The organism is Hymenobacter terricola (assembly GCF_017921975.2).
Lineage (GTDB): Bacteria > Bacteroidota > Bacteroidia > Cytophagales > Hymenobacteraceae > Hymenobacter > Hymenobacter terricola.
This window is the reverse complement of sequence record NZ_JAGEMO020000004.1, coordinates 1-18,100: the sequence shown is the minus strand read 5'-3', so window position 1 is coordinate 18,100 and position 18,100 is coordinate 1. Positions and strand designations below refer to the sequence as shown.

Here is an 18,100-nt window from a genome sequence, read left to right as displayed (position 1 = left end):
CGATGAGACGCAAATATGCGTTTCTACCGCATGAACACCGGCCGAATCAGGTTCTCAAACGTGAAAATCTCGTCCCATTTTTCCTGGGTCAGCAGCCCGCGTTCGGTCACGGCGATGTCGTGCACCGACTTGCCGGTTTTCAGCGCTTCCTTGGCGATGTCGGCCGATGCTTCGTAGCCGATGACGGGGTTAAGCTGGGTCACGATGCCGATGCTGTTGCGCACGAGGCTTTCGGCGTGCTCCTTGTTGGCCGTGATGCCGATGACGCACTTGTCGCGCAGGGTGCGGCAGGCGTTGGTCATGTAGGAAATCGAGGTGAACAGGGCAAAGCTGATAACCGGCTCCATCACGTTGAGCTGGAGCTGGCCGGCTTCGGCCGCCATGGTCACCGTGAGGTCGGCCCCGATGACGTAAAAGGCCGTCTGGTTCACCACTTCGGGCACCACGGGGTTCACCTTGCCGGGCATGATGCTGGAGCCCGGCTGCAGGGGCGGCAGGTTGATTTCGTTGATGCCCGTGCGCGGCCCGGAAGAGAGCAGGCGCAGGTCGTTGCAGATTTTGGAAAGCTTCACGGCCGTGCGCTTCAGCACGCCGGAAAGCTGCACGTAAGCGCCCGTGTCGTAGGTGGCTTCGAACAGGTCGCCGGCCAGGCTCAGGTTGAGGCCGGTGATGGTGCGCAGGTGCTCGGTCACGAGCTCGGGGTAGCCGGTGGGCGCGTTGATGCGCGAGCCGATGGCCGTGGCGCCCATGTTGATTTCGTCAATCAGCCGGCGCGAGTCGTCGATGCGCAGCAGCTCCTCGCGCAGGTTGGTGGCGAAGGCGCGGAATTCGTCGCCCATGCTCATCGGCACGGCGTCCTGGAGCTGGGTGCGGCCCATTTTGAGGATGTCGCGGAATTCCTCGCCCTTCTGGGCGAAGGCATCAGCCAGCGCGCCGAGGGTTTCGCGGTAGCCCACCAGCTTGTTGTTGAGCGCGATGCGGAAGGCGGTGGGGTAGGCGTCGTTGGTGCTTTGCGAGCAGTTGACGTGGTTGTTGGGGTGGCAGAACTGGTACTCGCCTTTGCCGTGGCCCATGATTTCGAGGGCCACGTTGGCGATGACTTCATTGGCATTCATGTTCACGGAAGTGCCCGCGCCGCCCTGAATCATGTCGGTGAGAAACTGGTTGTCGAACTCGCCGGTGGCCACCCGGTCGCAGGCGGCGGCAATGGCCTCGGCGATGGTGGCGGGCAGCACGCCCAGCTCTTTGTTGGCCAGGGCCGCGCCTTTTTTCACGTAGGCCAGCGCCTGCACAAACAGCGGCTCGTTCTTGATGGGAATGCCGGTGATGGCAAAGTTTTCGAGGGCACGTAGCGTCTGAATGCCATAGTAGGCAGTATCGGGCAGGCTGCGTTCGCCGAGGAAATCGTGTTCGATGCGGGAGGTTGGCATGAGGAATTTTTGGGTGGGATGGTGGAGCTTGTACGGAATGGCCGGATGGCAGGACAAACCTACGGCGGCGCTTTGCAACGTGGCCGGTTTGGGGCGTTCCTTTGGGGCCATTGGGTCCGTTGGCCGTCATGCCGAGCGCAGCGAAGCATCTCGCTCGGGGCAATAACCCAATCGGTTGAGTCACTATTGCACGCGAGATGCTTCGCTGCGCTCGGCATGACGGTCTGTTTAACCCCCAAATCCCACCCATGAAACTCCGCTACCTGCCCTTGCTGGCCCTGGCCGCTGCCAGCTGCTCCCACGCCGATAAACCTGCTGCTGCCACCGGCCCCGATGCCCGTTTCGACGCCGTTAAAAATCAGTTTATTGAAGCCCTGTGGCGGCAAAATCCCGATTACGCGTCCAGCCAGGGCTACCACAACTACGACTCGCTGCTGCTGATTCCCAACGCCGCCCAGCGGCAGAATGACGACGCCTTCGCCCGGAAATACCTGGCCACGCTGGGCGGCTTCGGCCTCGACAGCCTCTCGCCCAACAACCAGATTGACCTGCGCCTGCTGCGCAACGAGCTGCGCGCCGAACGCTGGTACACCGACACGCTCAAAACCTGGCAGTGGAACCCCGCCGGCTACAACCTCGGGGCCTCGGTGGGCGACTTGCTGAATGGCCGCCACTTTCCGCTCGCCCGCCGCCTGCGTAACATTTCCGATAAAATCAGCCACGCCGCCGAGTTCTACGCCGCCGCCAGGGCCAACCTCCGCACGCCCACGCAGGAGCACACCCGGCTGGGCATCAAGCAAAACGAAGGCGGCATGGCTGTATTCGGGGCGGCCCTGGCCGATTCGGTACGGAAATCCAGCCTGAGCGCGGCGGAGAAAAAGACGCTGACCGACCGCATCGCGGCCACCCGCACCGCCGTGCAGGACTACCTCGGCTTCCTCAAAACCGAGGTGCTGCCCAAGGGCCCGTTTCGCTCGTTCCGCATCGGCAAGGAGCTTTTTGATGCCAAATTTGCCTACGAAATCCAGTCGCATTTCACGGCGGCCGAGATTTATCAGCAGGCCCTGCAGCACAAGGCCGTGCTGCTGCACGACATGGGGCACCGCGCCGCCCGGCTCTTTCCCAAGTACCTGCCCGGCCAGCCAGCCCCCGCCGATACGCTGGCTCTCATCACGGCCGTCATCAACCAGCTGACGCTGAAGCACGCCCCGCGCGACGGTTTCGTGGACGCCGTGAAGCGCCAGATTCCCACGCTCATTGCCTTTGTGAACGAGCACAAGCTGCTCACCCAGGACCCTACCAAGCCGCTGGTGGTGCGCGAAACCCCGCTTTACATGCGCGGCAGCGGCGCGGGGGCCAGCGTGTCGGCCCCCGGCCCCTACGACAAGGGCGCCAACACCTACTACAACGTGGAGCCCCTGCCCGCCGACTGGACGCCCGCCCAGGCCGAAAGCTACCTGCGCGAATACAACGACTACACCCTCCAGATTCTCAACATCCACGAGGCCATTCCGGGCCATTATACCCAGCTGGTGTACGCCAACCGCTCGCCCTCGCTGGTGAAAAGCATTTTCGGTAACGGGGCCATGGTGGAGGGCTGGGCCGTGTACGCCGAGCGCATGATGCTGGAAAACGGCTACGGCCACAACTCCGACGAAATGTGGCTGCTCTGGGACAAATGGAACATGCGCTCGACCCTGAACGCCGTCATCGACCACGCCATTCAGGTGGATAACATGAGCCAGAGCGACGTGGTGACCATGCTGCGCCGCGAGGGCTTTCAGGAAAAAGCAGAGGCCGAGGGCAAGTGGCTGCGCGCCACGCTCAGCCAGGTGCAGCTCAGCAGCTACTTCACCGGCTACTCCGAAATTTATGCCCTGCGCGAGGAGTTGAAGCAGAAAGAGGGCAAGGAGTTCAACCTGAAAGCCTTCCACGAAAACTTCCTCAGCTACGGCAGCGCGCCGGTGAAATACATTCGCGAGCTGCTGTTGCGGAAGTAATAGCAGGATTTCACGCATCTTATTCGCGCCAGACCTGAACTATTGGAGGATTGTTCTTGTGTGTAGGCCACCGTATTTGCGGTGGCCCATTAGGGGTATTTTTGCTGCCATTCCATGTCTGAAACCATCCCCGTCTCCGCTGTCCTCGACACCAACGACGCAGGGCTTCGCCAATACACCAATAACCACCTCAAGGTATTTGCCAAATTCACTGCCGAAAACTGTGCTATCTGTGAGTTGCTAGCGCCTTCCTTTAATAAATTTGCCGGGGAAGCGGTGTACCAGGACATTCTTTTCATGCGCCTCGGCCATGAGGAAAACCCCGTGGCCAGGCTGTTGATGGCCGAGCGTGCCTCCCCGTTTTTTGTGAGCTACTGCCAGGGCCGTCTGCTGGAATGCAACACGCACGCCACCGATGCCGACGTTCGGGCCCAGCTTGACCGCCTGCGCCGCTTTTCCCCGTCCAAAGGATAAGGCATCTGTAACCTGTAAATCTAAAGGGAGCCGCTTTTTAGTGCCTGCGGGCTACATTTGGCCGTGTTTTTTCTGCTCTCCAAAATTCTCGACCTCGTGCTGCTGCCCACGGTGTGGCTGTTCGGGCTGTTGATTGCGGCCCTCGTGGCCCGGCAGCCCCGACGGAAACGGCAATGGCTGTGGGCCGCGTTTGGGCTACTACTCGTCCTCACCAGCCCGGCCCTCAGCAACGAGGCGATGCTGGCCTGGGAGCGGCCCGCCGTGCCACTCGCCGCCCTGCCACGCCACGCCGATGCCGCCGTGCTGCTCACCGGCATCTCGCAGGTCGATAAATCGCCGCACGACCGGGTGTACCTCGGCCCCGGCGCCGACCGCCTTACCAGCGCGCTGTGGCTGTACCGGGCGGGGCGGGTGCGCCGCATCATCATCTCCGGAGGCTCGGGCGCAGTGCTTGGGAAGGCGCACACCGAAGCCAGCGAGCTGGCAACGCTGCTGCGCCTGGGCGGCGTGCCCAACTCGGCCATCATCGAGGAGGAAAGAAGCCGCAACACCCACGAAAACGCACTATTTACCAAACAAATAGTGGCCGCGCACCCCGGGCTGGACACACTGGTGCTGGTAACATCGGCCTTTCATGAGCGGCGGGCGCTGGGCTGCTTTCAGAAAGCGGGACTCCGCCCTCTTATTTTTCCGGCGGGCTTCCGCAGTTCCGACCGGAGCGTGACGCCCGATTACTGGCTGGTTCCCAGCCCTACCGCCCTGGAAAACTGGAGCCTGTTAATTCACGAAATGGCGGGCTGGCTCACCTATAAGGTGATGGGGTATTTGTAGGAATGCGCCACGGCGTGTTCGGCGTGCGAAGGATAATTCCGGCAACCCAAAACAGGAACTGTGCTTGTATCGAACGCGCCGTGGCGCGTTCCTACTCTGTCTTGGCCACTGGCACGGCTTCCTTGCCAATCCAAATCGACTTCTGGTTGACGAACTCGCGGATGCCGAGGTAGGACAGTTCTCGTCCGTAGCCGGACTTTTTCACCCCGCCAAACGGCAGCTCGGGCATGGATTTCACGAGGCCGTTGACGAAAACGGCGCCGCTTTCAATTTGCCGGGCCATTTGCTCACCCTTCCGCACGTCCTTCGTCCACACGGCCGCGCCCAGGCCGAACCGGGAATCGTTGGCCAGGCGCACGGCATCATCGGCGTTTTTGGCTTCCAGCACCAGGGCCACGGGGCCGAACAACTCTTCCGAGTAAGCACGCTGGCCGGGGCTGATATTCGATAAAATCATGGGCCGGAACAGGGCCGTGCCGGGCTTGGCCTGGCCACCGAATAGCTCGACTTTCGCGCCCTTCGCCACCGAGTCGCTCACTTGTTTGCTCAGCTCATCGGCCAGGTCGGGCCGGGCCAGGGGGCCGTACTGAGTCGTGTCATCGAGTGGGTTACCCGGGCGCAGGGCCAGCAGGTGGGTTTTCATTAGGTTGATGAATTCTTTGATAACGGGCTTTTCCACGATGAAGCGCTTGGCGGCGATGCAGCTTTGGCCGCTGTTAATCATGCGGCTTTGGGCGGCGGTTTTGGCGGCCAGGGCCACGTCGGCATCAGCCAGCACAATGAAGGGGTCGGAGCCGCCCAGCTCCAGCACGGTTTTCTTGATGTGCTGCCCGGCCGCCGCCGCCACGGCCGCGCCCGCGCCCTCCGAGCCGGTGAGCGTGACGGCCTTCAATCGGTCGTCGGCAATGAGCTGCTCCACCAAATCAGACCCGATGAGCAGGGTGCGAAAACAGGCCGGCGGCAGGCCCGCGTCGTGAAAAATCTTTTCCAGCGCCAGCGCACACTGCGGCACGTTGGAAGCGTGCTTGAGCAGGCCCACGTTGCCGGCCATCAGGGCCGGGGCGGCAAAGCGCACCACTTGCCAGAACGGGAAGTTCCAGGGCATCACGGCCAGCACCACGCCCAGCGGCTGGTAGCTGATGAAGCTGCGGCCAGCGTCGGTTTTGATGATTTCGTCGCTGAGGAAGCTTTCGGCGTGCTCGGCGTAGTAGTCGCAGCAGGCGGCGCATTTCAGGGCTTCGGCGCGGCCATCGGTCACGGGCTTGCCCATTTCGAGGGCCATGAGGCGGGCCAGGTCGTGCTGGCGCTCGCGCAGCAAGGCCGCCGCGCGGCGCAGGATGCCGGCCCGGTGGGCAAACGTGGTGGCCGGCCAGGTAGCCGCCGCCCGGTGCGCCTGGCCAAGAATGCGCGCAGTTTTGGCCCAGCTGAAGGCGGTGAAACGGCGCAGCACGCGGCCAGTATGGGGGTTAAACGATTCGATGGGCATGATAGAGTGGGGGAAATAGGAGAGTGGAAGGGCGCGACCGGCCGCGCCAGCAGGCGGGCCTCGGGCAGTGGCGGTGGGCCGCCCGCCGCCCCGTCGGGTTGCGCGCGCAAAGTTCGGTTGCAGCCCAGCTTGTGCCGTATACGGCCAAATGCGCCGGGTACTGTATTTTCGTGCCCCTAACAAAAGCGTTGATGGCGGCTTTACTAGCTGATTCCGGCTTCACAATTCTCACTTTCTGTTACTCCCGTGTCCGATAATTCCCTTATTTCCCTACCGCCCGCCGCCGAGGCGGACCTTGTCCGGCGCCTGCAGGCGCGCGACGAGTCGGCCATGACGCTGTTCTACGAACGGTATTCGGCGGCGCTCTACGGTGTCATTTTTCGCATCGTCAAGGCCGAAGACGAGTCGGAAGATGTGTTGCAGGAAGCGCTGGTAAAAATCTGGCATGCGTTTGCCAGCTACGACCCCGGCAAGGGCCGGCTCTTCACCTGGGTGCTTAATATTTGCCGGAATCTAAGCATCGATAAAATCCGCTCCCGACAGCACCGCGTAGGTAGCCGCACTCAGGGGCTGGACGATAGTCTGACGGCGCAGCGCCAGGCAGCGCCCACGACCTTCCGCCCCGAGCACATCGGCCTGCAGGAAATTACCCAAAAATTGATTCCCGAACAGCGTCAGATAATCGACCTGCTCTATTTCGAAGGCTTCACGCAAAGTGAGGTGGCGGAGGAGCTTAACATTCCCCTCGGTACGGTGAAAACCCGCGCCCGCACCGCCATCAAAGTCCTTAGCAAACTTATTCGCTGAATAAATCGTGGAAAACATCCAAGACTATATAGAATCGGGCATCCTGGAGCAATACGCTCTCGGTGAGCTTTCAGCGGCTGAGCAGGCCACCGTGGAAGCCCAGGCCGCTCAGCACCCGGAAATTCGCGAGGAACTCACGCAAGTGCAGCAGGCCCTCGGGTTTTATGCCGAAGCCCACGCCATCACGCCGCCCGCCGGCATGCGCGAACGGGTATTGGCGAACGTGATGGCCCGGATTGCCGCGCCGAAAACCAGCAGCACCCTACGCGCCGATGTGGACGCCGTGGCCCAGGCCAATAGCTCAACTACCGCGACTCCGGCCTATGTGCCCCAGCCCAGTGCCGCCGGCGAAGCCGTGGTGCGCCCCATGTCATCGGCGCCCATGCCGGCAGCGGCCCCGGCCGGCCGGTCGAGCTGGGCCATGGCCGCCTCGGTGGCCCTCATTCTGAGCCTCGCGGGCAATGCCCTGCTGTATTCCCGCTGGCGCGACGCCAGCGCGGATGTGGTGGCCCTGCAAAACGACAAAGCCCAGTTTGCCACCACCACCACCGTGGTGGAACGGAAGCTCGGCGACCTGCGCCAGGAAAACCAGGTGCTGCGCAGCGACGAGTTCCGCGCCGTGGCCCTGGCCGGCACCAAAACCTCGCCCACGGCCCACGCCAAGGTCCTTTTCAACGCCGCCACCCACAAGGTGTACGTTGATGTGAGGAGCCTGCCCGCGCTGCCGGCCGATAAGCAATACCAGCTGTGGGCCCTCGACAAAGGCAAGCCGATTGACGCCGGCGTGCTCACCGTGGCCACTGCCACCGGCGAAGGAATCCAGCACATGAAAGACATTGCCAGCGCCCAAACCTTCGCCATGACGATAGAACCCGCCGGCGGGAGCGCCAGCCCCACCCTGAGCACGATGACGGTGGTAGGCAATATTTAGCGCAGTGAACAATTGAACCAGGAAAAAGGTAAGTAGGCCTCTGGCCCGTCTTCGCGCGATTCTGTTACTTGCCGCCTGTTAGCCAATGCGGCTGGCAGGCGGTACTTGTATTTACCGTTCAACCCCATAGCGTTTACCCCTCATGCACGGCACCATTCTTACGTTATTGAAACGCTACGTTCAGACCCAGTATGACCACAGTACCTGGGTGAAACTCGTGGAGCTTTCCGGGCTGGAAAATGTGGAGTTTGACCACAAAACGGTGTATCCCGACGCGCATATTTATGCCCTGGTGGGCCATGCCGCGGAGATGACCGGCCTTTCAGCGGGTGAGCTGCATGAAAAATTCGGCGAATACCTCGTGCCCGACCTCATGTATATGTACCAGAAGCTGCTGAAGCCCGAGTGGAAAACGCTCGACATGCTGGAACATACCGAGCTGACCATGCACAAGCAGGTGCGCCATGAAAACCTCGAAAACTCTCCGCCCGTGCTCGAAGTCAGTCGGTTAGGGCCGAATGAACTGCTGATTGACTACGTTTCGCCCCGGCGGATGGGCGGCCTTGCCGTGGGCATCGTGCGTGGGCTGGCCACTTATTACGACGAGGCCGACCGCATCGACGTGCAGCCCACCACTACCGAGGATGGCGAGCGGGTACGCATTCACGTGCGCCGCTCCTAGCCCGGAAAACCGCGCTGTTTTACTTTCTTACGCACCCGTATTTACCATGAGCGACGCTCAGATGCGGGCCCTGCCCGTGACGACCCCGGCCACGCGCCACATCCGCGACTAAGCTGCTCTGGAGGCGCGCAGCAGTGTGGTGAGCGGGCACTGCTACGGCTGCACGGCGGGGGCTGGCTCCAGTTGCGGCGGGGTCACCGCCTGATTCCTTTCTAAACCCATTCCATGGCTTTCACACGTGCAGCTCTTTCCGGCCTTTGCTGTGGCTTGCTGGCCGCGAGCGCCTGTAGCCATCCCGATGCCGACGTGAAGCAGCCCAGCAGACCAAGTGGTGCTTATCGCCAGCTGTTGCGGGCCATGTACCGCAACACGGTGCCCACCGTGCCCGCCGCCACGCTGGCGCAAGAGCTGCAGCAGCGGCCGGCTCCGCTGCTGCTCGATGCCCGCACCCCGGCCGAATTTCGGGTGAGCCACCTCCGGGGCGCGCAGTTCGTGAACTACGATTCGCTCGCCACCGAAAATTTCGAAGGCATCAGCCGTCAGCTGCCCGTGGTGGTGTACTGCTCGGTGGGCGTGCGCAGCGAGCGGCTGGGGGAGCGGCTGCACGCCTTGGGATTTCGAAATGTGCGCAACCTGTACGGCGGCTTATTCGAGTGGGTGAACGAAGGACATCCAGTGTATAATGCCGAAGGTGCCACGAGCAATGTTCACCCGTATTCGGCGTTGTGGAGCCCGTGGCTGAAGCGCGGAAACAAAGTGTATGAGTAAACTAAATTCGATGGAAGCCCACCTGCCAGGCGCGGGCGAACACCTGCTGGTGTTTGCCCGGGTGCCCGCTTTGGGCCGGGTAAAAAGCCGCCTGGCGGCCGGCATTGGCGAGCCGGCGGCGCTGGCGGTTTACCACGAGCTGTTGGCCATTACCCGCACGGCCATTACCGAATCGGGCGTGCCCGCTACCGTCTGGCTGGCCGATGCCGCCGGCGCCGCGCCCACGGCTGCGGAGGGGCGGGAGTGGGCCGAAATCACCACCTGCTGCCAGCAAGCCGGCGATTTGGGCGCGCGCATGACGGCTGCTTTTGCGGCGGCCTTCGCGGCGGGGGCCGGCCGGGTAGCCATCATCGGTACCGATTGCCCCGGCTTGCGCGCGAGTCATTTAACCCAGGCATTTGCCCTGCTGGCCGACCACGACGTGGTGCTGGGCCCGGCCACCGACGGCGGCTATTACCTGCTGGGCCTGCGCCAGCCGCACCCGGAGCTGTTCCGGCACAAGGCCTGGAGTACGGCTTCGGTGCTGGCCGATACCCTGGCCGATGCCCACCGACTGGGCCGGCGAGTGGCCCTGCTGCCCGAGCTGCACGACGTAGACACGGTCGCCGATTTGGCGACGTGGCGGGCCGCCATGCTCCCCGAGGATAAGGCAATTCCAGGAGCAATGCGCATCCAACAATAGGGCTGCTGCCAACTACATTTGCTGAACCAATGCCGTTTGCTTTCCCCCAATTCCCTGTCCGACGTCTCTTCTTGCCAATGGTGCTGGGCGGCTGGCTGATGGGCTGCACGGGGCCCAACGAGGAGAAAGCGGCGGGCCGGGTGCCGGCTTCGGCGCAGGCATTGCAGGCCATGCTGCCCTATTTCGACCAGCAATGGGCCCTGCGCAAGTACTGGGAAGATGGCTTGGCCGAGGTGGCGACCTACGATGCAGAGCGCACTATTTACAAAAAGAAGCGCACGTTCGAGTATACTCAGATTACGGTAAAGGAGGAATTCAACCAGGAGTTCAACGTCAAAACCGACGACTACAAGCGGGTCGATTTGTTCCCGGTGATGAAAGTCAACCAGTTTTGCAGCATTGCGGCCGATGAGTACCCGTACCATTATTTGACGTCGCTGTTCTTCCGGCGCGACCAGCCCGTGGCGCTGTACAAAATGACGTCCTCGTCGCAGGAATGGTGCGGCAACACGTTCAAATCCATCATCGACGACGGCGTGAACTTTGAAATGTGGTACCATTCTTACTGGGACGGCCAGGGCGCCAACAGCCGCGACCTGCGCCGCGATGTCTTCCTCGAAGATGCCCTGCCGTACACCTTGCGCACCCTGAAGTTTGACCAGCTGCCCGTTTTCAAGCTCGTGGTGCTGGACCTGCAGCAAACCAACCAGGCCAAGCCGCCCGTGTACTACCAGGCGCACCTGGCCACTACCCCGGCGCCCCCTGCCGAAACCGCCGCTCCCGCGTGGCGGGTGGCCGTGGCCCTGGCCCCGGGCAAGGAAAACGTGTACTGGTTTGCCAAAGAGTACCCCAACGTATTGCTCCGGCAAACCACCTGGGACGGCCGCACCCTGCTGCTGAAATCAACCCGCCGCTTCGCCTACTGGCCGAAATAAAGCGCGGGACTTGCCGGAGGATGGGGTGGTGAAAACGGGCTGTTCGGCCTCAGATTTCCGCGTTCCCTGGTGAGCTTCGGGCCTGCTCCCAGGCCAGTACGGCAAATGTGACGGCATATTCGAGGCCCACCAGCCAGAGGCTTTCGGTGTATGAGCTGGTGCGGTAGGCCGCGTAGGAGAGGATGGCCAGGCCGCCCCACACCAGCGGGTAGCGGAAACGCGACAACGGGCTTAGGCCGATGAGCAGCGTGAGGTACCAGGGGTGCACCGTGGTGGCCAGGGCGTAGTAGGCCGTGAGCATGAGCAGCAGCGTTTGAGGCAGGCTGGCCAGGCTCGGGCGGCGTTCCCGCCAGGTCAGTGCCAGGCCAATGAGGCCGCTGAGCAGCGCCAGCGAAGGCCCGATAATGGCAATCTGGTTGTACGTAGTAAGCCAGATTCCAATGGGCCGCAGGAGGTAGTAGATGCTCGCATTGAATTCGAAGCTGCGGAAGTACAGGTTGAGGCTGCGGCTGACGTTGATGAACAGGGCCTCCGAAAGAAACGGGCTGAACAGGAGCAGCAAGGTGCCCGCGCTCACCGCCAGATACCGCCCCAGGCGACGCCAGCCCAGCCGCCGCCACAGCAGCGGCAGCGCCAGCAGTGGCAGCAGCTTGGTGGCCACGCCCAGCCCCAGCGCCACCGCCGAAATGGCCCAGCGCTGCCGGCTCAGCAGCCACAGCGCCAGCAGGACAAAGCAAACCAGCAGTCCCTCAAAGTGCAGGTTGCCCGAAAGCTCGGTGATGACCAGCGGGTGCAGCAGGTAGCGAAGTGCCCGTTCAGGAGGCCAGCCCAGCGCCGGCAGCAGGGCCAGGAGCAGCCAGGCCGTGCCCATCTCGGCCGCCAGAATGACGACGCGCAGGCTGAAAGCAAAGCCGGCATCGGAAGTTGGAAACAGGCGGGCCGCCGCGCCAAAGATGAACTGGCAAATTGGCGGGTACACCGAGTAATAGTGCGGCGAGTTGAGCAGCCGGTAAAGCTGCTGCAGCTGCGGCAGGACCTGGTTCCGGCTGGGTGCATCCTGCATAGCGGTGCGGGCCCCGTCGGCAATGATTTCATCGGGCCGGAACTGGAAGGGATTGACCCCGTGCGCCACCAGCAAGCCATCCCAGCGGAAGCGGTAAATATCGTCGGACAAAGCCGGCATGGCCGGCAGCCACAGCAGCCGGAACAGCAGCGCCGCCGCCAAGCCCCAGCGCGCCGGCAGCTTGCTTTGCAATAGCCACGCATAAGCCAGCAGCGCCACCCCAAACAAGCCCGTCAATTGCCCAAACTCCGCGCGCGGCGTAGCATACGCCAGGCCCGCGTAGGCCGCCCCGGAGAGCAGCAGCGCAATGATTTGGGAAATCGAGGGAAGCCTGGCTGCCAATTTTTGTCTAAAAAAATGCCGCGTCCTTATCGGGCATGGCGGACTGAATAATAGCATACCGCTGCAAAGCCAACCGTGAGCAGCGAATGAAAGGGCAGCAAGCCGAAATCACCAAAATAAACGCCGGCCCCGAGCCCAACCGCAAAATACACCGCCAGCACCCCCTCCAGCACCACCAGCCCTCCAACGCCGCCCGTGCGGTAGCGCCGCCGCGCCGCGCCGCCGGTGCCCACCTTGGGCGTGCGCACAAAGGGCGTGCGCCGGCCCAGCCAGCCGAGCGTCACGGCGCGGGCGTTGTGCAGCGCCAGCCCCATTGAAACCGACAAAAACAAGAGAAAAAAGCCCGGATAGTGCCACAGCGGCTTGTCGGGATGAGCTAGCCGCCACGCCGAATAGTAGTAATAAATCAGCGGCGTGAACCCCACCAAAAAAACGGAAGCCAGCTGAAACACCACCTTATACTCGCGGTATTGCTCGCGCACAAACACCAGCGGCACGCTCAGCAGCGCCATGAGCATGATGACGATGTACACGCTGCTATTGAGCAAGTGGAAGGTGGCTTGCAGCTTAATCGCCAGCGGCTGCGACGACCGCCACATGGTGCCCAGGTGCTTGCGGGCGGTTTCGGCCGCGCCCTTGGTCCAGCGGAACTGCTGCGATTTGAGGGCGTCCATCACGGCGGGCAGCTCGGCCGGGGACACTATTTCGGGGCGGTACACGAAGCGCCAGCTGCGCAGCTGGGCGCGGTAGCTCAGGTCGAGGTCTTCGGTGAGGGTGTCGACGTGCCAGCCGCCGGCATCGTCGATGCAGGCGCGCCGCCACACGCCACCCGTGCCGTTGAAGTTGATAAAATACCCGGCAAACGTGCGGCCCACCTGCTCAACCAGAAAGTGCGCATCGAGTCCAAAGGCTTGCAGGCGCGTCAGCAGCGACTCATTCTCGTTGAGGTGGCCCCAGCGCGTTTGAACCACGCCCACTCGCGCATCCTGTAAGAAGTACGGAATGGTGCGGCGCAGGAAATCGGGCTCAGGCACGAAATCAGCGTCAAAAATGGCGATGAATTCATCATCATTTTCCAGCAGGCCGTGGCGCAGGGCCCCGGCTTTGTAGCCGTCACGGGTGGGCCGGCGCACGTGGCTGATGCTGAGGCCCTGGGCCGCGTGATGGGCCACGCGGGCCGCTGCCAGCGCCACGGTAGCATCGGTCGAGTCGTCGAGGACCTGAATGTGCAGCCACTCGGGCGGGTAGTCGAGGGCGGCGGCGGCGTCAATTATGCGCTCCACCACATTTTGCTCGTTGTAAAGCGGCAGCTGCACCAGCACGCGGGGCCAGGCGGCCGGGGCTGGTGGGGGCAAGGCGGGCGGCGCGGCGTAGGCGCGCAGCGCCAGGCGCGTGAGCTGCCACTGGCCCACGCTGAAAAACAGAATAAACAGCAGGCACAGGCCGTACACCACTACCAGAAAAATGGCCAGCAGGGGCATCAAAAGCAGGAAATAGAAGCGAACAACACAGCTGAATTGTAACCGGGTGAGCCAGTAGACGGGCCATTGCCCCGAAGCTTACCAATATTTAAAAATCGTCCACAGAATTTTGTAGCCCGCCCCGATGGTGCCGCGCACCGTGCCCGATACCTTGCTGGTGCCGATGCGCTTGCGGTAGCGCACGGGCACTTCCACGGTGCGCAGGCCCTGCCGGGCGGCTTTTACCTGCATTTCCACGGTCCAGCCATAGGTTTTGTCTTCCATGTGCAGGGCCAACAGGGCAGGCGCGAGGATGGCCCGGAAAGGACCCAAATCCGTAACGGTGCCGCCGTAGCGCAGGCGCAGCAGCCGCGAAGCCAGCCAGTTGCCGAACCGTTGCTGGGGCAGCAGCGAACCTTTTTCGCGCACCCCCAGCGCCCGCGAGCCGATGACCATGTCGGCCGTGCCGCTTAATAGCGGCGCCAGGAGCTCGGGCATCTGTTCAGGAAAATCGGAGTGGTCACCGTCGAGAAATACGACGATGTCGGGCTGCTTGGATTGCGGCTGCCCGTAGGCGTGGGCCATGCCGGCCAGGCAGGCGTAGCCGTAGCCCGGGCGCGGCTCGCGGAGCACGGTGGCCCCGCCGGCGCCGGCAATTTCACCGGTGTTGTCGGTCGAATTATTATCGACCACAATGACCTCCTGGGCCAACCCCGCCGGGATTTCAGCCAGCACTAAAGCAATGGCCCCCGCTTCGTTGTGGGCGGGAATGATGACGCTGACGCGGGGCTGGGGCATGGAAACAACTGCTAAAAGACCACAAAGATGCCGCCACCGCCGTAAAGCCGAACTGCGCCGCTACCTTGCGGCTGTTATTCAACCATTCCGTCACATGCTCCAGGTAGGCCAGCCCGCTCCCGATTTCACCCTCACCACTACTTCCGGTGCCACGTTTCGCCTTGCCGACCAGCGCGGCAAGCGCAGCATCGTGCTGTATTTTTATCCCAAGGACGACACGCCCGGCTGCACGGCCGAAGCCTGCTCGTTCCGCGACCAGTACGAGGATTTTAAAGACCTTGGCGCTGAAGTAGTGGGCGTCAGCTCCGACAGTGAGCAGTCGCACCAGAAATTCACCCAGAAGCATCGCCTGCCCTTCGAGCTGCTGGCCGACACCGACGGAAAAGTGCGCAAGCTTTACGAAGTGCCCCGCGCCCTGCTGGGCCTGCTGCCCGGCCGTGTCACGTTCGTGATTGACAAAAACGGCGTCATCCAGTACATCTTCAACTCCCTGAGCGGAGCGACGGACCATGTGAGCAACGCCAAGAAAGTGCTGGAGGGCCTGCCCGCCTAGCCCGTGGCGCGCATCGAGCTGGAAATGCTGGTGCAGGCCCCGCCCGCTGCCTGCTATGCGCTGGCCCTGAATGTGCAGGCCCACCTCGATTCTGCGCAACAGACCGGCGAGCGGGTGGTGGCCCGCCCCGCCAGCGGCCAGCTTGCCCTCGGCGATGTGGTGGCCTGGGAGGCGCGGCACTTCGGCATCCGGCAGCGGCTCACGGTGCGGATAACAGCCGCCACGCCGCCGCATCATTTGCGGGATGAGCTGGTGCGGGGCGCATTCCGGACCTCACGTAAGCCCTCTTGAAATTACTATTGGCTACCAACTTCTTCATAGTCCAGTCGTTCAGGATATACTGCTTGTAGATGTTGACCTCGTCAAACTTGAAGAACTCATCGGCTACGCAGTCATCGAGATATGTAAACAATAGGGTGTATAGCTCGGCGTAGTAGTCGTCACGGTAGTCCTGCTCGGTCCGCTCTGCGGTGCTGATGCCGCCCTCGGTGCCGGCCCAGTCGTCGTACTGGTAGACGTCGAAGTGTGACTTCACTGCCTTGGGGATGAGGTGCTGGTTCTCGCCGTCGTGGACGATGCCCCGCTCACGCTTGACGTGGTTGCTCGCCTTCTGCGCCTGCGCCCGGTAGTTGCACCACGCCCCGAAGAGCACGTAGCCGGTAGACTTCTCCTCGCTCTCGAAGGTGATTAGTCCCTTCTCGTGCCGCTCCAGCATGCTGGCCACGACGTCGTGCACCAATTCGGTCACCTGCTCTTGGGTGAGGTTGATGCGCAGCTTGAAGCGTACGCCGTCCTTCACCTTTGACAGGTAGAGGGGGTAGTTCTTGGCTACGGCGTTGGTCAGTTCCTGTTGGGTTAGGTTGCTAGGTAATGGTTGCAAGGGTGGCGGTGGGCGGCGTTCTTAGGCTCGGCGGAGCTTGTCGTACCCGTTCTCCAGGGCACTCTTGAGCCAAATCAGGTTGGCTGCTTCTTCGTAGCGCTCCTGCTTGGCGTGGATGGCGACGGCCTCGGTCAGCTCCTGCTGCAACCGGTGCAACTGGCGCGAGAAACCACTTTTATGCAACGGCCGCTGCCCCCAATGCGCCTGCATGCACCGCCGGGCCTGGGCGAGGTTCCCGCCGAAGTAACGAGCCGCGACCAAGGCCGTGGTCAACACCTGCGCATCCGTCAGGTGCTGGCGGGGGTCCGGTGCGGGTGCCCACGCCGGGCGGCATTGGGTCAGCAAATCGTCAATAAAGCAGTCTATTGCCACCGTCTGTTCCGTCATGGTCAAAGCAAGGAGTGAAGCGTTGAATACTTCAAACCTACTCTGTTCCTGCTGGAACAGACTTTTTTATGCCCCAATCCGGCCCTCCGCAACTTGGGTTTGCAAGAACTCTCTGCTCAACGCGCTGGTCGTGATGATGTGCGAAACCTACTAACTGAAGAGATGGGCGCTTTGGTAACACAGCTGGCGCAATGTCACCTTCAATGCTTCTGAGCACATATGGGTAAGCCATCGCGTTGCCGGCCCCGGTTCTTCTCTATATGATATAGGCTTACAAGCCAACATAAACCTCCTGCTCTGCCACCGAAAAAACAAAAAGGCCATTTCCGTACTGGAAATGGCCTTTTTAGCAAGCGGTAGCGGTCTGGACGGAACCAGTGCAAGCCCTGTATAGTGCAGTGTAACGCGTTGCGAATTAGTTAATTAAAATAATTAAGTCCTTTGGTTAAAATTATTGGGGGCGGTGGTGGGGCCGGACCCATTTTACACCCTTTTAGATAGCCAAATATACGTAACGGCAAACACTAAATACTAGATGGCAATGATTGTGGCTATTCGCTATAACTTCTCCTAAATGGGCAATTGCCATCCCATGGATTCGCTACATGGTAAACCGCGGTAAGCGACTTATTGGTGGCTAGCGGCATTGAATTGAATGGCTTTGGAAAGCCAGCTCTCACTGACCGAAGCCCATTGTTCATCCCTCAAAGCAAAAGTCAGCGCACTAGCACCTAATTCGGCAGCCTTGAGGGCATTAACCAACTGAAAATACGTGTAGTAATCTCCTTGGTACTTGGCTCCGCACAGCGCTAGGCCTGTGGCAGCAGCACCCGCCCCAAAAATGATTGGTCCAGAGTCGTAATCGGCGGGCAGGCTGTTCTCCGACGGGTACTCGCGAAACACACTCAGCAGGCCGAGATTGTATTTAAAAGCTTTTTTGTATTGACTCCAGAGCGCCGCGGTAAAAGCCGGGGTTGAAGTAGCACCGTATTTAGCCATCCACGAGTTGGCACATCCCCGGGGCGGGCGATGCAGAGTAAGCTCAGAAAAGGGCAAGCCATCCGGCCGAGAGCCCTTGTTGGTAATGAAGCTTACCCACTGCTGCCGTAGCAAAGCCGATGCGTTGGTTCGCGCAAGCTGGTCATGTAAATAAAGGCTCTGCAACGTCACCGCATTATCTGCTACCCACAGGGAATCCGGCGTTTCACCGTAGGAGGGAGCATTCAATGTCGAGGCTGCGCGCAGGCGGGCCGTTAAAAAGCGGGAGAGCTGCGCATGCAACGCAGCGTAAGCGTTGCGCTCACCTGCTGGTACCTGCCGAGCGTAGGAACCCAACAGCAGGTTGAGGTGGCTTAGGTACAAGTTGTTTTCGCCTTTGCTCCAAGCAGCTGTGTCGCGGACGTTCTCAAACGGAGAGCTAGGACGTGTGAACAATTAAGGTAGCTTTGAAGATGCAAAAAGACCGCACATTCCTGACCGACCCGCACTGGCAACGCCTTTCGCCACTCTTGCCGGGCCAAGCGAATGCCTGCGGCGTGACGGCCAAGGACACGCGCTTGTTCGTGGAGGCCGTACTTTGGCGGCTGCGCTG

19 protein-coding genes and 1 pseudogene are annotated in these 18,100 nt (G+C 61.6%); 12 read left to right on the top strand and 8 right to left on the bottom strand.

Annotated elements, in window-relative coordinates; translation table 11 throughout:
* Positions 1 to 23: 23 nt before the first annotated feature.
* Positions 24 to 1,430 carry an aspartate ammonia-lyase gene (gene aspA / locus J4G38_RS05120; RefSeq protein WP_210516323.1) on the bottom strand — a complete coding sequence of 469 codons (1,407 nt, stop codon included), beginning with the start codon at positions 1,428 to 1,430 and terminating at the stop codon, positions 24 to 26.
* 248 nt (positions 1,431 to 1,678) lie between these two features.
* Between aspA and J4G38_RS05115 the strand changes: the two genes are divergently transcribed.
* The 3 genes from J4G38_RS05115 (at position 1,679) to J4G38_RS05105 (ending at position 4,735) form a co-directional block, all read left to right on the top strand.
* Complete coding sequence (locus J4G38_RS05115) at positions 1,679 to 3,430, top strand: DUF885 domain-containing protein (protein ID WP_210516325.1); 1,752 nt, start codon at positions 1,679 to 1,681, stop codon at positions 3,428 to 3,430.
* Between the two features lie 114 nt (positions 3,431 to 3,544).
* Entirely contained in the window at positions 3,545 to 3,904 is a 360-nt protein-coding gene (locus tag J4G38_RS05110; RefSeq protein ID WP_210516327.1) for a thioredoxin domain-containing protein, read from the top strand.
* A 63-nt stretch (positions 3,905 to 3,967) separates the two neighbouring features.
* Positions 3,968 to 4,735: a YdcF family protein gene (locus J4G38_RS05105; protein ID WP_210516329.1), complete on the top strand. Its 768-nt coding sequence runs from the start codon at positions 3,968 to 3,970 to the stop codon at positions 4,733 to 4,735.
* A 91-nt stretch (positions 4,736 to 4,826) separates the two neighbouring features.
* On the opposite strand, the gene J4G38_RS05100 is transcribed toward J4G38_RS05105, so the two are convergent.
* Positions 4,827 to 6,221, bottom strand: coding sequence for an NAD-dependent succinate-semialdehyde dehydrogenase (locus J4G38_RS05100; RefSeq protein WP_210516331.1), 1,395 nt, complete (start codon positions 6,219 to 6,221; stop codon positions 4,827 to 4,829).
* 246 nt (positions 6,222 to 6,467) lie between these two features.
* Between J4G38_RS05100 and J4G38_RS05095 the strand changes: the two genes are divergently transcribed.
* From J4G38_RS05095 to J4G38_RS05065, 7 genes are all read left to right on the top strand, one after another.
* Complete coding sequence (locus tag J4G38_RS05095; protein ID WP_226163168.1) at positions 6,468 to 7,028, top strand: RNA polymerase sigma factor; 561 nt, start codon at positions 6,468 to 6,470, stop codon at positions 7,026 to 7,028.
* Positions 7,029 to 7,035: 7 nt separating this feature from the next.
* Positions 7,036 to 7,959, top strand: a complete 924-nt coding sequence (locus tag J4G38_RS05090; RefSeq protein WP_210516333.1) for an anti-sigma factor — start codon at positions 7,036 to 7,038, stop codon at positions 7,957 to 7,959.
* 142 nt (positions 7,960 to 8,101) lie between these two features.
* The gene (locus J4G38_RS05085; RefSeq protein ID WP_226163166.1) at positions 8,102 to 8,641 is read left to right on the top strand and encodes a heme NO-binding domain-containing protein; all 540 of its coding nucleotides are present in this window, start codon (positions 8,102 to 8,104) and stop codon (positions 8,639 to 8,641) included.
* Positions 8,642 to 8,759: 118 nt separating this feature from the next.
* Positions 8,760 to 8,846 carry a DUF3641 domain-containing protein gene (locus J4G38_RS28910; protein WP_317198182.1) on the top strand — a complete coding sequence of 29 codons (87 nt, stop codon included), beginning with the start codon at positions 8,760 to 8,762 and terminating at the stop codon, positions 8,844 to 8,846.
* A gap of 20 nt (positions 8,847 to 8,866) precedes the next feature.
* Positions 8,867 to 9,409, top strand: a complete 543-nt coding sequence (locus J4G38_RS05075) for a rhodanese-like domain-containing protein (RefSeq protein WP_210516338.1) — start codon at positions 8,867 to 8,869, stop codon at positions 9,407 to 9,409.
* On the top strand, positions 9,402 to 10,091 hold the full coding sequence (locus J4G38_RS05070) for a TIGR04282 family arsenosugar biosynthesis glycosyltransferase (protein ID WP_210516340.1): 690 nt from the start codon (positions 9,402 to 9,404) through the stop codon (positions 10,089 to 10,091). The genes J4G38_RS05075 and J4G38_RS05070 overlap by 8 nt, the downstream gene beginning before the upstream one ends.
* 29 nt (positions 10,092 to 10,120) lie before the next feature.
* Positions 10,121 to 11,026 carry a hypothetical protein gene (locus tag J4G38_RS05065; RefSeq protein WP_210516342.1) on the top strand — a complete coding sequence of 302 codons (906 nt, stop codon included), beginning with the start codon at positions 10,121 to 10,123 and terminating at the stop codon, positions 11,024 to 11,026.
* Positions 11,027 to 11,075: 49 nt separating this feature from the next.
* Here the strand turns inward: J4G38_RS05065 and J4G38_RS05060 are convergent, their stop codons facing one another.
* From J4G38_RS05060 to J4G38_RS05050, 3 genes are all read right to left on the bottom strand, one after another.
* Positions 11,076 to 12,431: a glycosyltransferase 87 family protein gene (locus J4G38_RS05060; RefSeq protein ID WP_210516344.1), complete on the bottom strand. Its 1,356-nt coding sequence runs from the start codon at positions 12,429 to 12,431 to the stop codon at positions 11,076 to 11,078.
* A gap of 26 nt (positions 12,432 to 12,457) precedes the next feature.
* Positions 12,458 to 13,912 (bottom strand): glycosyltransferase, encoded by a 1,455-nt coding sequence (locus tag J4G38_RS05055; RefSeq protein WP_210516401.1) that lies wholly within the window; start codon positions 13,910 to 13,912, stop codon positions 12,458 to 12,460.
* A gap of 78 nt (positions 13,913 to 13,990) precedes the next feature.
* The gene (locus J4G38_RS05050) at positions 13,991 to 14,689 is read right to left on the bottom strand and encodes a glycosyltransferase family 2 protein (protein WP_210516346.1); all 699 of its coding nucleotides are present in this window, start codon (positions 14,687 to 14,689) and stop codon (positions 13,991 to 13,993) included.
* 94 nt (positions 14,690 to 14,783) lie between these two features.
* Here J4G38_RS05050 and J4G38_RS05045 point away from each other — a divergent pair, with 94 nt between their 5' ends.
* Entirely contained in the window at positions 14,784 to 15,242 is a 459-nt protein-coding gene (locus tag J4G38_RS05045) for a peroxiredoxin (protein ID WP_210516348.1), read from the top strand.
* A gap of 3 nt (positions 15,243 to 15,245) precedes the next feature.
* Positions 15,246 to 15,533 (top strand): SRPBCC family protein, encoded by a 288-nt coding sequence (locus J4G38_RS05040; RefSeq protein WP_210516350.1) that lies wholly within the window; start codon positions 15,246 to 15,248, stop codon positions 15,531 to 15,533.
* On the opposite strand, the gene J4G38_RS05035 is transcribed toward J4G38_RS05040, so the two are convergent.
* From J4G38_RS05035 to J4G38_RS05025, 3 genes and pseudogenes are all read right to left on the bottom strand, one after another.
* Positions 15,442 to 16,122: a hypothetical protein gene (locus tag J4G38_RS05035; RefSeq protein ID WP_210516352.1), complete on the bottom strand. Its 681-nt coding sequence runs from the start codon at positions 16,120 to 16,122 to the stop codon at positions 15,442 to 15,444. The genes J4G38_RS05040 and J4G38_RS05035 overlap by 92 nt on opposite strands.
* A 117-nt stretch (positions 16,123 to 16,239) precedes the next feature.
* Positions 16,240 to 16,509 (bottom strand): annotated as a pseudogene (locus J4G38_RS05030) (IS982 family transposase); the annotation flags it as partial.
* Positions 16,510 to 17,136: 627 nt separating this feature from the next.
* A complete protein-coding gene (locus J4G38_RS05025) occupies positions 17,137 to 17,943 on the bottom strand; it encodes a hypothetical protein (RefSeq protein WP_210516356.1) in 807 nt (268 codons plus the stop codon).
* Positions 17,944 to 18,100: the final 157 nt, after the last annotated feature.

Coding starts and splice junctions, on each gene's coding strand:
- aspA (WP_210516323.1), bottom strand. CDS start 1,430: ATGCCAACCTCCCGCATCGAACACGATTTCCTCGGCGAACGCAGCCTG.
- J4G38_RS05115 (WP_210516325.1), top strand. CDS start 1,679: ATGAAACTCCGCTACCTGCCCTTGCTGGCCCTGGCCGCTGCCAGCTGC.
- J4G38_RS05110 (WP_210516327.1), top strand. CDS start 3,545: ATGTCTGAAACCATCCCCGTCTCCGCTGTCCTCGACACCAACGACGCA.
- J4G38_RS05100 (WP_210516331.1), bottom strand. CDS start 6,221: ATGCCCATCGAATCGTTTAACCCCCATACTGGCCGCGTGCTGCGCCGT.
- J4G38_RS05085 (WP_226163166.1), top strand. CDS start 8,102: ATGCACGGCACCATTCTTACGTTATTGAAACGCTACGTTCAGACCCAG.
- J4G38_RS05075 (WP_210516338.1), top strand. CDS start 8,867: ATGGCTTTCACACGTGCAGCTCTTTCCGGCCTTTGCTGTGGCTTGCTG.
- J4G38_RS05070 (WP_210516340.1), top strand. CDS start 9,402: ATGAGTAAACTAAATTCGATGGAAGCCCACCTGCCAGGCGCGGGCGAA.
- J4G38_RS05065 (WP_210516342.1), top strand. CDS start 10,121: ATGCCGTTTGCTTTCCCCCAATTCCCTGTCCGACGTCTCTTCTTGCCA.
- J4G38_RS05055 (WP_210516401.1), bottom strand. CDS start 13,912: ATGCCCCTGCTGGCCATTTTTCTGGTAGTGGTGTACGGCCTGTGCCTG.
- J4G38_RS05050 (WP_210516346.1), bottom strand. CDS start 14,689: ATGCCCCAGCCCCGCGTCAGCGTCATCATTCCCGCCCACAACGAAGCG.
- J4G38_RS05045 (WP_210516348.1), top strand. CDS start 14,784: ATGCTCCAGGTAGGCCAGCCCGCTCCCGATTTCACCCTCACCACTACT.